The 12,129-nt window shown below is 71.5% G+C and carries 10 protein-coding genes; 5 read left to right on the top strand and 5 right to left on the bottom strand.

The features are described 5' to 3' along the window. Positions 1 to 228 precede the first annotated feature (228 nt). On the bottom strand, positions 229 to 1,797 hold the full coding sequence (locus SSP08S_RS14100; RefSeq protein ID WP_019068252.1) for an oleate hydratase: 1,569 nt from the start codon (positions 1,795 to 1,797) through the stop codon (positions 229 to 231). Positions 1,798 to 1,990: 193 nt separating this feature from the next. Beyond that, the gene (locus tag SSP08S_RS14095) at positions 1,991 to 2,596 is read right to left on the bottom strand and encodes a TetR/AcrR family transcriptional regulator (protein ID WP_019068251.1); all 606 of its coding nucleotides are present in this window, start codon (positions 2,594 to 2,596) and stop codon (positions 1,991 to 1,993) included. A gap of 152 nt (positions 2,597 to 2,748) precedes the next feature. Here SSP08S_RS14095 and SSP08S_RS14090 point away from each other — a divergent pair, with 152 nt between their 5' ends. The 4 genes from SSP08S_RS14090 (at position 2,749) to SSP08S_RS14075 (ending at position 7,790) form a co-directional block, all read left to right on the top strand. After that, entirely contained in the window at positions 2,749 to 4,290 is a 1,542-nt protein-coding gene (locus tag SSP08S_RS14090; protein ID WP_019068250.1) for an MDR family MFS transporter, read from the top strand. Positions 4,291 to 4,334: 44 nt separating this feature from the next. Then, positions 4,335 to 5,468: an FAD-dependent oxidoreductase gene (locus SSP08S_RS14085; RefSeq protein WP_019068249.1), complete on the top strand. Its 1,134-nt coding sequence runs from the start codon at positions 4,335 to 4,337 to the stop codon at positions 5,466 to 5,468. A gap of 187 nt (positions 5,469 to 5,655) precedes the next feature. After that, positions 5,656 to 6,471, top strand: coding sequence for a class I SAM-dependent methyltransferase (locus SSP08S_RS14080; protein ID WP_019068248.1), 816 nt, complete (start codon positions 5,656 to 5,658; stop codon positions 6,469 to 6,471). Beyond that, positions 6,468 to 7,790 (top strand): salicylate synthase, encoded by a 1,323-nt coding sequence (locus SSP08S_RS14075; RefSeq protein ID WP_019068247.1) that lies wholly within the window; start codon positions 6,468 to 6,470, stop codon positions 7,788 to 7,790. The genes SSP08S_RS14080 and SSP08S_RS14075 overlap by 4 nt, the downstream gene beginning before the upstream one ends. A gap of 64 nt (positions 7,791 to 7,854) precedes the next feature. On the opposite strand, the gene SSP08S_RS14070 is transcribed toward SSP08S_RS14075, so the two are convergent. Genes SSP08S_RS14070 through SSP08S_RS55290 form a run of 3 tightly spaced genes read right to left on the bottom strand, consistent with a single transcriptional unit; the run spans position 7,855 to position 11,428 of the window. After that, entirely contained in the window at positions 7,855 to 9,417 is a 1,563-nt protein-coding gene (locus tag SSP08S_RS14070; protein WP_019068246.1) for an alpha/beta hydrolase, read from the bottom strand. Positions 9,418 to 9,476: 59 nt separating this feature from the next. Further along, positions 9,477 to 10,163 (bottom strand): response regulator, encoded by a 687-nt coding sequence (locus SSP08S_RS14065; RefSeq protein WP_019068245.1) that lies wholly within the window; start codon positions 10,161 to 10,163, stop codon positions 9,477 to 9,479. After that, on the bottom strand, positions 10,160 to 11,428 hold the full coding sequence (locus SSP08S_RS55290; RefSeq protein WP_019068244.1) for a sensor histidine kinase: 1,269 nt from the start codon (positions 11,426 to 11,428) through the stop codon (positions 10,160 to 10,162). The genes SSP08S_RS14065 and SSP08S_RS55290 overlap by 4 nt, the downstream gene beginning before the upstream one ends. A 131-nt stretch (positions 11,429 to 11,559) precedes the next feature. Between SSP08S_RS55290 and SSP08S_RS14055 the strand changes: the two genes are divergently transcribed. Next, positions 11,560 to 12,126: a class I SAM-dependent methyltransferase gene (locus SSP08S_RS14055; RefSeq protein WP_026178478.1), complete on the top strand. Its 567-nt coding sequence runs from the start codon at positions 11,560 to 11,562 to the stop codon at positions 12,124 to 12,126. Positions 12,127 to 12,129: the final 3 nt, after the last annotated feature.

Raw genomic sequence — 12,129 nt, 5'->3', positions numbered from 1 at the left:
CCACCCGTCCGGACTGAGCGCGCCGGAGCGGGGGTTGTCCACGCCGGGACTCCACTTCGTCTTTCGCGGGCCGACCCGGCCCAGGGTTGTTCAGGAGCCGGCCGGTCCGCACTCGACGTACGCGGAAATCACGCGAGGGCAGACATCGACGACCGCGCGCCCGGCGGCACACACGGCTGCGCCGGCCCCGGGACAACCAGGACCGGCGCAACCGTGCAAGCCGTCAACTCACCGGCGGTGCATGGTCCCCAGCGCCTCGACCAGGACCTTCGGGTCGTGCCCGCCCTTGTAGACCGGTGGCGGCTGCCGGTCCAGGCCGAGCAGTCCCGCCACGGCGGTCCAGGCGGTGCGGACCGAGTACTCGACGGTGAAGACGACGTCGTCGGGGACCTCGGCGTACTGGCCGATGAAGGCCAGGTTCGTGGAGCCCTCCGGGACGACCTGCGGGCGGTCTCCCGCGCTGCGGACCAGGAACTGGCTGGTGATGTACGGCATCAGCGCCGGGATCACGATCGAGTGGTCGAGGATCTGCGGGCCTTCCTCGAACCGCAGATGCCGCAGCACCTCGTCCAGGATCTCGCGGCCGGTGCACTCGCGCATCGGCTTGCGGACGAAGTCGCCCTCCCTGTCCGGGAAGAGGCCGTAGCCCCACCACACGAACGTATCCTCGGGCTGCTCACGGAAGTGCGGCTGGTGGTTGAGGACGATGGTCAGCAGCCAGTTGGAGTCCTTGAAGGTGATCAGCCCGCCCTTGCCGGCCTCGCTGCCGCTGAACTTCTCCATCAGCTCGAAGAAGGTCGGGTCCTTCGTCGTCACCGTGAAGGACGCCCAAGTCGAGTCCGTGATGGAGGAGTTGAAGACCGACGGGTCGCCCAGCCGGCCCGGTCGTTTCGCCGCGAGCGTCTTCCACAACTGCCAGGCGCCGGCCGCGCCGGAGGTGTCGAGCACGGGCGCCGTGTCGGTCGAGCCGAGTGTCGAGTCGGCGGTCATCGAGCCGTTGGTGACCAGCACCAGATCGCCGGGAGCGAGAACCGTCTCCTCGCTGCGGCCCTCCCGCGTCCAGGTGAACGCCTCGACGGTGAGAGCGTCGCCCTCGGCGAGCCTCAAGTCGGTGACCCGCGTGCCGAGTTGGACGGTCACGCCCTGCCCGGTGAGCCACTTCAGGAGCGGGCGGACGATGGAGTCGTACTGGTTGAAGCGGGTCCGGTAGATCCCCGACATGGAGTCGAAGGTCTTGAAGAGGTGCACGAAGCGGTTGAGATAGCGGCGGAACTCGATGGCGCTGTGCCAGGGTTCGAAGGCGAACGTGGTGCACCACATCCACCAGAAGTTGGTGCGGAAGAATCCCTCGCTGAAGCAGTCGGTGATGCGTTTGCCGTCGAGCAGTTTCTCCGGGGTGCCGACGCACTTGACCAGTTCCAGCCGGTCGCGCTCGGAGAAGCCCATCGAGTGCGAGTCGACGACCTTGCCCGCCGCGTCGACGAGCCGGGCGTGGTCGTCCCAGGCGAAGTCCTCGTGGAAGGCGAAGGTGTCCTCGGTCACCGACTTCGACGGGTCGTCCAGGGAGGGGATCGAGCCCAACAGGTCGTAGGTGCAGTCGAAGTGGACCTCGAACATCCGGCCGCCGCGCATCGTGTAGCCGGTCTCGGGCGAGCCGGCCGCGTCCAGGCTGCCGCCCTTGCGGTCCTGCTCCTCCAGGATCACGATGTCCGACCCGGCGAACCCGCCCTCACGGATCAGGAACGCCGCCGCCGACAGCGACGCGATACCGCTTCCCACCAGATACGCCTTCGCCATGAACGCCGTCCTTTCGATGCTGCGCCCCGGGCGGCTCACGCGGACGCGCGGGCGCTTCACCGGCGCGCGGTCAGCCACCTCAGCCTCGGCCGAAGGCCCGCTCCGTGCAGCAGGACCGGGCCGGACGGGTGAGCGTCCGAGCGGCTCCCGACCTACCGAAGAGGGCCGATCGGTGCGGGAAAGGGCGCCCGGCTCACCGGCCGGCGGCGACCGCGCTCCAGCCCTTGTCCAGCAGGTCGAAGGCGCGGGTGACGGCTTCCTCGGTGTCGCCGTGCCCGCGGGCGGCGCGGGGGGCTTCGAGGGCGAAGTGGGCCAGGGCGGCGCATGCGGGGTCGTCGGAGGGAAGGCCGCTGTCCTCGGCGATGGCCCGGGCCAGGGCGGCGCTGTGCCGCAGCCACATGGCCTGGGCGTAGTCGCGCAGGGCCGGGGTGTTGTTGATCAGGTCGAAGAAGGCGGTGAAACGGGGGTCATCACCGGCCGCGGCCCTGCGGTGGTGCAGTGCGTGCTCGCGCAGGGCGGCGGGGATCGACTGACCGTCGGGGCGTTCGCGTACGGCGGCGAGCAGCCGGGTCTCCTGGTCGGCGTCCTCGTCGAAGACCAGGGCTTCCTTGACGGGGAAGTGCTTGAAAAGGGTGGTGGTGGAGACGTCCGCGGCGTCCGCGATCTCGCGGATGCCGACGTCGTCGTAGCCGCGTTCCAGGAACAGCCGCAGGGCGGCGTCGGCGATGGCCTGGCGGGTGGCGGCCTTCTTGCGTTCGCGGCGTCCCACCGGGACGGGCTCGCTCCGGGTCTCGGTCATGACCACCATCCTACCCCCCATGGTGAACCGAGTTCAAAAGTTGAGTCGTTGCACTTATTGAGCAGCTGTGCTTTTCTGGAGCCGCGGCCGCGAGGCATTGCCCGGCCGGCCCCCTACCTCTTCGCCTCTCCCTCCGAAAGGAGTGATCAGTCATGCCTACGACCGAGTCGCTCGCGTCCGCCGACGCCGAGCAGGCCGTGCCGAAGAACGTGCGCTGGGTCCTGCTCGGCGTGATGCTCGCGATGCTGCTGTCCATGCTCGACAACATGGTCGTCAGCACGGCGATGCCCACGATCGTGTCCGACCTGGGCGGCCTGGAGCACATCTCCTGGGTCGTGACCGCCTACACGCTGGTCACGGCCGTCACCACCCCGGTCTGGGGCAAGTTCGGTGACCTGTACGGCCGCAAGCCCATGTATCTCGCGTCGATCGCCGTGTTCATCGCCGGGTCCGCGCTGTGCGGCGCCGCCCAGTCCATGGGCGAGCTGATCGCCTTCCGTGTCGTGCAGGGTGTCGGTGCCGGCGGGATCGGTGCGGGCGCGTTCGCGCTGATCGGCGCTCTCGTGCCGCCTCGTGAGCGGGGCAGGTACCAGGGCATGACCGCCTCCGTCATGGCGATCGGCACCATCGGAGGGCCGCTGCTCGGCGGGTTCATCACCGGCCACTTCGACTGGCGATGGGCCTTCTACATCAACCTGCCGCTCGGCGTCGTGGCCCTCGTGTGGCTGTGGCTGAAGCTGCACACCCCCGCCCAGCGCATCGAGGCGCGGATCGACTGGGCGGGCATCGCCCTGCTGACCCTCGCCATCTCCGCGATCGTGCTGGCCGCGACCTGGGCGGGAAGCACGTACGCCTGGGGCTCCTGGCAGATCCTCTGCCTCGGTGCCGCCGCGGTCGTGGGGCTGACGGTGTTCGTCCTGGTGGAGAAGCGCGTCAGCGAACCGCTGCTGCCCCTCTCCGTGTTCACCGGCCACCGCAACTACCCGCTCGCGATGGTCATGCTCCTGGTCGCCGGTGTGGTCATGTTCGGCGCGGGTCTGTATCTGCCGCTGTTCCAGCAGACCGTGCAGGGCGCCTCGGCCACCAACTCCGGTCTGCTGATGCTGCCGATGATGATCCCGGTCGTGATCGTGTCCACCCTCGCGGGCAAGATCATGTCCGCCACCGGGAGGTACAAGGTCTTCCCCGTCCTCGGGGCCGCGTTCCTCACCGGCGGCCTGGCTCTGCTCGCCACCATGGACACCGGTACGTCACGCCTGCTGACCGGCTTCTACATGGCGCTCATCGGCATCGGCCTGGGCTTCACCCTGCAGATGGCCGGCACCATCGCGCAGAACAGCGTCTCGATGCGGGACATGGGTGCCGCGATGAGCTCGGTCAACCTCTTCCGCACCCTGGGCGGCTCCCTCGGCGTCGCCGTGTTCGGCTCGATGTTCACCCGCGCCGTCCAGTCCCACCTGCCCGGCAGCGGCACCGACGCCGACGCCCTGCGGAAACTCCCTGCGAGCGCCCGGGACGCCTACCTCCACGCGGTCACCGACGGCACCGGCCACATCTTCCTGACCGGCGCGATCCTGTCCGCCCTCGCCCTCCTCGCCGCGCTCCTCGTCATCGAGGTCCCGCTGAAGAAGGCCGGCGGACCCGCGAAGGACACCGACGGCATCAAGACCGCCCCCGCCGCTGCGGCCGGCTGACCGACCCTCACCGCGGCCTCCCACGACATGAACGGAACACCACCATGAACACCTCACCCACCCCTCGCATCGCCGTCATCGGCGCCGGACCCGGCGGCCTGACCTGCGCCCGGATTCTCCAGCTGCACGGCATCGACGTCACCGTCCACGACCACGCCTCAGGTCCCGACGCCCGCGATCAGGGCGGCACCCTCGACCTGCACGAGGACAACGGCCAGATCGCCCTGCGCGAAGCCGGACTGCTGGAGGAGTTCTTCCGGCTGTCCCGCCCCGAAGGGCAGGAGATGCGCCAACTGGACCCGCAGGGCACGCTCCTCTTCCACCACACCGCCGGGGAAGGCGACCGCTTCAAGCCGGAGATCGACCGCGGCCAGCTGCGCGACCTCCTCCTGAACTCCCTTCGGCCGGGCACGGTCCGCTGGGGCCGCACCCTCGAAGCCGTCGCCGGTCCCGAAGAGGGCCCCCGGCAGCTCCACTTCGCCGACGGCACCACGGTCGAGGCCGACCTCGTCATCGGCGCGGACGGCGCCTGGTCCCGGGTCCGCCGTGCGCTCTCCCCCGCCGTCCCCCGGTACACCGGCGTCAGCTTCCTCGAAGCCTGGTTCCACGACGTCGAGAACCGGCACCCCTATATCGCCCAGCTCGTCGGCCAGGGCAGCGCCACCGCGGCCGACGGCGACCGCGCGCTGTTCGCCCAGCGCAGCAGTGGCGACCACATCCGCGTCTACGTCATCCAGCGCGTCCCCGCCGACTGGATCACCGCGAGCGGCCTGACCGTCCAGGACACCGACGGCATCCGGGCACTGCTGCTCGAACGGTTCCGCGACTGGTCACCGGCGCTGCGTCGGCTGATCGGCGACAACGACGGCCGCTACGTCGACCGCCCCATCCACGCCCTGCCCGTCCCGCACACCTGGGACCACAACCCCACCGTCACCCTGCTCGGCGACGCCGCCCACCTCATGCCCCCGCTCGGCGTCGGCGTCAACCTCGCCATGCTCGACGCCTGCGAACTGGCCCTGGCCCTCGCGAACCACCACTGCGTCGACGACGCCCTCCGCGCCTACGAGAAGACCCTGCTGCCCCGCTCCACCGAGATGCAACGGCTCCTCGACGGCGGCGCCGAACACCTCCTGTCCACCGAACTCCCCGACTTCGCACGGCAGGAGGAGGCCTGACGAGGGCGGGACCGGCCCGCCGTGTGTGAACTACGGAGCCAGGACGCGGAGTTCGACAACCGTCCGGCCCGCGAGTGAGCCAGGGTACGCCTTTCGACCGGGCTGCCTCTTGAGCGCCGTGTATTGACTCCCGCTCACTCCGTGACCATGGGAAAGCACTGTTCCCTCCTGTACATGGAGGCAGTCCGTGTCCCACTACCTCTTCGACAGCGCCGCCGCGCAGGCCGCCGGCCGCTTCTCCGCTCTGGAGTCGTGCTACGACCCCGTCTCCCGCCGTCAGTTGGAACTGACCGGGCTCGCCACGGGCTGGCGATGCCTCGAAGTCGGCGGCGGCAGTGCCTCGTTGGGCGACTGGCTCGGGGAACGGGTGGGACCACGGGGCGAGGTGACGGTCACCGAGCTCGAACCGCGGTGGGCCGCTTCGCGGCACCGTCCGGATCATGTCCGTCTGCTGCGGCACGACATCGTCCACGATCCGCTGCCGGGCATGGACTACGACCTCGTCCATGCCCGGCTGGTACTGCTCCACCTGCCGGAGCGGCTGGGGGTGCTCGAGAAGCTCGTGGCGGCTCTGCGACCGGGCGGGTGGCTGGTGCTGGAGGAGTTCGACTGCGGCTGGACCCCGGTGCTGGCCGCGCCCGACGCCTCGTCGGCGGCCCTGTTCGACCGGGTCCACACGGCGTTGATGGACCTGCTGGCGGAGGCCGGGGCCGATCCGCTGTGGGGGCGCCGCACGCTGGGAGCGATGGCGGCCGCCGGACTGAGCGACATCACCGCGAGCACCTACGCCGAGGCATGGCCGGGCGGCAGTACCGGCATCGCCCTGCACCGGCACAACACCGACCAGGTCGCCGACGGCCTGGCCCGCTCCGGTGTGTCGGCCGCTGAACTGGCCCGGTTCCAGGCGTTGTTGAGGCACCCGGAATTCGTCGTCAACTCCTACCCCCTGATCAGCGCGCGGGGCCGCCGCTCGCACGAGAGCGAGAAGGACGGACCCCGATGACCCGCGACACCTACCGGGAACTGCGCCTGCCGCTGCGGGAGGACCCGCTGCCACTGATGGCCCGGCTGGTCCGCAGCGGCCTGTTCGACCCGTACGTGGTGTACGAGAGCGGCGTCGGCTGGTCCCTGGCCGGCGGCGTCCTGGCCTCGGTCAGGCTGACCGGAGAGGACGCCGCAGAGTTCGGCAGCGTGGGGGCACGCCTCGCCGAGACTCCGGTGCGGGGCTGGCGGGCGTACGGCTGGGCCGCGTTCGAACTGGGCGCCGTACTGGCCGAGCAAGACCCGGACCCCACGCAGACCCTGTTGCACCTGATCGTGCCCACCGACGAGGTGCGCACCGACGGGACGGAGGTCCTCGTCCGGTCCGCCGTCCCCGGACGGCTGGACCTGATCGCCGACCTGGTCCGGTCCCCCGCCCCGGGCGCGCCACCGGAACCGCCCGGACGGATCGCACTCCCCCTGGAGGACACCGGCAACTACCGGGCCGCGGTCGCGGCTGCCCTGGTGGAACTGCGGCGGCAGGGCCCGCTGGAGAAGGTCATCCTCTCCCGGCAGGTCCCCGTGCCGGCCGCGGTGGACCTGGTCGCCAGCTATGTCGCGGGGCGGCGGGCCAACACCCCCGCGCGCTCGTTCCTGCTCGACCTCGGCGGCATCCAGGCGGCCGGGTTCAGTCCGGAGACGGTGGCCGAGGTCACGGCCGACGGCCGTGTCACCACGCGCCCGCTGGCCGGCACCCGGGCCAGGACCGGAACGCCCGCCGACGACGCCCGGCTGCGCGCCGCCCTCCTCGGCGACCCGAAGGAGATCCACGAGCACGCCATCTCGGTCCGACTCGCGCTGGAAGAGCTCGACACGGTGTGCGACGACACCAATGTCAGCGCATACATGACCGTCCTCGACCGCGGCACCGTCCAGCATCTGGCCTCCACCGTCACCGGCCGTCTCCGACCCGGCCGCGGCCCCTGGGACGCGTTCGCGGCCCTCTTCCCGGCGGTCACCGCGACCGGAATCCCCAAGGCTCCGGCGTATCCCCTGATCCGGACCCTCGAAGGAAGGCCCCGGGGCCTGTACGCGGGCGCGGTCCTGACCTGCGACGCCGACGGCACCCTCGACGCCGCCCTCGTGCTGCGCAGCGTCTTCCGGCAGGACGGCCGGTGCTGGATCCAGGCCGGGGCCGGCGTCGTACCGCAGTCCCGGCCCGAACGCGAACACGAGGAAACCTGCGAGAAGTTGCGCAGCGTCGCCCACCATCTCGTCCCCGCCGCAGGCGGGCAGAGCCCCGTCGCCACAGCGGGTCTCCCTTCTGACCCCGCAGCTTGACGGACAGTCAGTTCGGTGCCGCGTACCGGCACTTCCGGGTTCGGGAGACCGGGGCGACGCCCCTTCATGGCCGCGTCGGCCGTACGGGCCCACACCTGAGGTCGGCCGTGGGGAGCCGCCCGGTGGCGAGGTAGCCGTTGACGGTGTCGTTGACGCAGGCGTCGCCGTAGTCCGTGCCGTACACCCCGTGCCGGTAGGAGCCGGTGACGGTGACGAGCCGGGATGCGGGCCAGCGGGCGTGCATCTGCCGGGCCTCCGAGTACGGCACCCGGGGGTCGCCGGTGGTGTTGACCATGAGGGCCGGGATGTTGTTGTGGACGGTGGTGATCGGCTGCTCCTTCGGCCGCGGCCAGAAGGAGCACGGGGTGACGTTGTTGAGGATCGGGCCGAACAGCGGGTGCCGGGCCCGGGTCCGTTCGATCGCGCGCCAGTGGACCTCGGTGTCGCGCGGCCCTGGTGTGTCGGCGCACAGGTACGCGGTCTGGGTGCTGCCGTACGAGGAGCCGTCGCCGGTCAGGGTCGCCGCCAGGAAGGCGGTGAGGAACGCGTCCGGCTCGGCGTGCCCGGTGTCGGCGGCCTGCTTGAGGGTGCGGAAGACACCCGCGATGAGCGCGTCCCCCTCCTCCGTGTCGTCGCCGAGGACCGCGTAGTCGAACAGCGGTGCCACGTGCCGGTCCACCCGGTACGCGCCGATGGACAACGGCCGCCTGACGGCCGCGGCTTGGATGCCGTCGAGGGTGGCGAGCACGGCGTCGGCGGTGGCGCCCAGCCCGTAGGTACGGTCGTGGGCCGCCGCCCAACCCGCCCAGTGGCGCAGGGCGTCCTCGTTGACCTGCTCCGTGCCGTACTCCGCCCAGGGGGCGAGGCGGCTCGGATCGTGCACGCCGTCGAGGACGACACGGTCGGTACGGCCGGGGAACATCGCCGTGTAGACCTCACCCAGATAAGTGCCGTACGAAACGCCGTAGAAGGAGATCCGGCGCTCACCGAGGGCGGCGCGGACGGCGTCCATGTCACGGGCCGCGTTGCGCGTGGAGACGTAGGGCAGCAGGGCTCCGGCACGGTCGCGGCACTGCTCGGCGAGGCCGCGCTCGAAGGCGCGCATACGCTCGAAACCCGCCCGGTCCGATCCCGCCGAGCGGAAGTAGGTCTCGGTCCGCCAGCCGCAGTTGAGCGGTGTGTTGCGGCCGGTGAAGCGCGGGTCCACGCCGACGATGTCGTAGCGGCGGGCCGTCTCCCCCATCGCCGCGCCGACGGCCGGCAGGGACTCGATCGCTGGATCCGCCGGTCCGCCCATGTTGTAGAGCAGCGTGCCGATGCGGTGCGCGGGGTCGGCGGCCCGGAGGCGGGCCACCGCGATGCCGATCGTCCGGCCGCCGGGCGACGCGTAGTCCAGAGGGACCGTCAGGTCGGCACATTGGGCGCCGGCCCTGTCGAGAGCCTTGCCGGTGTCGTCGTCGGGACCACGGGTGCAGGTCTTCCAGACGAGGTGCCGGTGGTCCGGCGACAGGTCGGCGGGTGTGGTCGAGGCCTGCGGGACAGCGACCGCGGTCGCCGGGAGGGCGGCCACGGCCAGGAGTGCGGCCGCCACCACCCTCCCGAATGCCGGGCGGAACGTGATCGTCATGTCACTCACTGTAGCCATCGGAGGTAGTGTCCGTATTCCGATTTTCGGGGCCTCACCACTCAGTCCCCGACCCGTACCAGCCCGCTCTCGTAGGCGAAGATCACCGCGTGGACACGGTCCCGGAGGCCGAGTTTGGTCAGGATCCGGCCGAGGTGGGTCTTGACGGTCGTCTCGCCGACGAAGAGGCGGTCCGCGATCTCGCCATTGGCAAGTCCCTTGGCGACCAGGGCCAGGACTTCCCGTTCCCGCTCGGTGAGGGCCGCCAGGCGGCCGCGCTGGGCGGGCTCGGTCGCGGGGGCGTGCAGGACGAAGCGTTCGACCAGGCGCCGGGTCAGCGAGGGCGCCACCATGGTCTCGCCCCGCAGCACCGCGCGGACCGTCACCAGGATCTCCTCGGCGGGGGCGTCCTTGACGAGGAAGCCGTTCGCACCGGCCCGCAGCGCCGCGTAGGCGTACTCGTCGAGGTCGAAGGTGGTGACGAGGAGGATGCGCGGCCCATCGGGCAGCGCGCAGAGGATCTCGGTCGCGGCGAGCCCGTCCAGACCGGGCATGCGGACGTCCATCAGGACGAGGTCCGGCTCCAGCGCGGCCACCCCCGCGATCGCCGCGTCGCCGTCGGCGGCCTCGCCCACCACGGAGAGATCGGGCTGACTGTCGACGACCATGCGCAGCCCCATCCGGATCAGCTCCTGGTCGTCGCAGATCAGCACACGGGACGATGACGGGGCCTGGTCGAGGCCGGTCATGGGGTCGCCCCAGTGGGCTGGGGCCCGGGCTCGGCAGGACGCAGGGTCGCTACGACGCGGTAGCCGCCGTCGGGCGTGGGGCCCGCGTCGACGCGTCCGCCGTACAGGGCGGTGCGCTCGCGCATACCGGTGAGTCCGCGACCGGACGGGAGCAGCGGGGCGGGACGCCCGGCCGACGCTCCGGCGCTCGCTCCGGCCGAGTTCTCCACCCTGACGCGGACCAGCCGCCCGGGCCCCTGGTTACCGGTGTCGACCCGTACGTGGACCGTGGCGTCCGGCGGGGCGTGTTTGACGACGTTGGTGAGCGCCTCCTGCACGATGCGGTATGTCTGCGCGGTGACATCCGGCGGAAGGCCGTCCCGTTCTCCGCGAAGGTCCAACTTGGCCTGTCTTCCGCCCGAGTTGAGGCGTCCGACCAGCCGCCGCAGATCGGCCGAGAGGTGTTCGTCGGGACCGGTGCCGGAGTCGCCGTCGGGGGCGTCGGCGTCTGGGGTGCGCAACACCTCCAGCAGCCGGCGCAGTTCGCCCAGGGCCTCGCGGCCCGTCGCGCTGATGACCTCGAGGGTGCGATCGACGACGGCTGGGTCGATCTGCCGCATCAGCCTGCCGCCCTCGGCGTTCAGCACCATCACGCTCACGCTGTGCGCGAGGACGTCGTGGATCTCGCGGGCGATGCGCGCCCGCTCCTCGGCGACGGCGACCCTGGCCAGGGCGAGGCGTTCGGACTCGGCGAGCGCGGCCCGCCGTTCGAACTCGGCGACGTAGGCGCGCCGGGCCCGGACGTACTCGCCGAACACCCAGGCCCCGGCCAGCAGGAGCCCCACCGCGAGCGGAGTGAGCCATGCCCCCCGGGCGCCCGGGCCGCCGCCGTAGTCCCGCTGCCACGCGGGAATCCACAGCAGCACGCAGCCGGCGGCGCAGACCACCGTCACGGCGGCGGCGCGGCGCAGGCCGCGCACCGTGAGGGTGGCCAGGGCCGCGGCCAGGGCGACGGCGCCGCGTCCCGGCTCCTGCCCCCACACCTGTCCGAGGAACTGCGCCCAGAACACCGCCGTCACCACGGCCGCGACCAGCACCGGCCGACGGCGACGCCACAACAGGGGCAGTACCAGGGCGACGTACACGACCACCTGCACCCAGACCGGCCGCCAGCCCGGCTCCGGTCGGATCACCGGCGGCACGGCCACCAGCACGACCAGCAGGGCGTCCGCGAGCCACGGGTGGCTCCGCCGCAGGCGGGACAGGGTCTCGATCAGCCGAAGCACGACTTCACGCTACGGCCGGGGCCGCTCCCCCACATCGTCCCGGCGGGCGTCATGGGGTCCTCCCACGGTCGTACACGCACCGGCCGGGGACACGACGTACGGCCACCCCGGGCGCTTCCACCATGGCCGCCATGTCGATCACCACCGAATTCCTCAGACGGCCCCTCATGACCGGTGCCGTGGCGGCCAGTTCACGACGGCTCGCGTCGGCGATGACCGAGGGCATCGGCCTGGAGGAGGCCCGGCTCGTGGTCGAACTCGGCCCGGGAACAGGGGTGTTCACCGACGCGATCCTCGCCCGGCTCGCGCCCACCGCACGACTCGTCGCGATCGAGCTCAACCCGGTGCTCGCAGCACGGCTGTCGGCGACCCGGCGCGACACACGCCTGACCGTGGTGCGAGGCTCGGCGGCCGAACTGGCGGCCGTGGCAGGCGAACCGGCCGATGCGGTCGTCTCCGGGCTGCCGTGGACGGTCATGCCTCGGCAACAGCGCGGGCGCATCCTGGACGCCGTGGCCGAAGTCCTCACGCCCGGGGGCCGGTTCACCACCTTCGCCTATCTGCACGCGTCCTGGACCCCACCCGCCCGGCACTTCACCGCCGAACTGGCCTGCCGCTTCGGCGAGTTGGAACGCTCGACCGTGGTGTGGCCGAACCTCCCGCCCGCTTTCGTACACCGGGCCACCCGGAAGCCATGACCG

Source organism: Streptomyces hokutonensis (assembly GCF_000376565.1).
Taxonomy (GTDB): domain Bacteria; phylum Actinomycetota; class Actinomycetes; order Streptomycetales; family Streptomycetaceae; genus Streptomyces; species Streptomyces hokutonensis.
Note: the sequence above shows the minus strand (reverse complement) of the source record. Positions and strands in the feature narration are given on the sequence as shown.

What these genes read in the sequence shown, in the direction of transcription:
- SSP08S_RS14065 (WP_019068245.1), bottom strand. Translation starts at nt 10,163, where the DNA reads ATGACCGGCCTCGACCAGGCCCCGTCATCGTCCCGTGTGCTGATCTGC.
- SSP08S_RS14055 (WP_026178478.1), top strand. Translation starts at nt 11,560, where the DNA reads ATGTCGATCACCACCGAATTCCTCAGACGGCCCCTCATGACCGGTGCC.
- SSP08S_RS14070 (WP_019068246.1), bottom strand. Translation starts at nt 9,417, where the DNA reads ATGACGATCACGTTCCGCCCGGCATTCGGGAGGGTGGTGGCGGCCGCA.
- SSP08S_RS14090 (WP_019068250.1), top strand. Translation starts at nt 2,749, where the DNA reads ATGCCTACGACCGAGTCGCTCGCGTCCGCCGACGCCGAGCAGGCCGTG.
- SSP08S_RS14095 (WP_019068251.1), bottom strand. Translation starts at nt 2,596, where the DNA reads ATGACCGAGACCCGGAGCGAGCCCGTCCCGGTGGGACGCCGCGAACGC.
- SSP08S_RS14100 (WP_019068252.1), bottom strand. Translation starts at nt 1,797, where the DNA reads ATGGCGAAGGCGTATCTGGTGGGAAGCGGTATCGCGTCGCTGTCGGCG.
- SSP08S_RS14085 (WP_019068249.1), top strand. Translation starts at nt 4,335, where the DNA reads ATGAACACCTCACCCACCCCTCGCATCGCCGTCATCGGCGCCGGACCC.
- SSP08S_RS14075 (WP_019068247.1), top strand. Translation starts at nt 6,468, where the DNA reads ATGACCCGCGACACCTACCGGGAACTGCGCCTGCCGCTGCGGGAGGAC.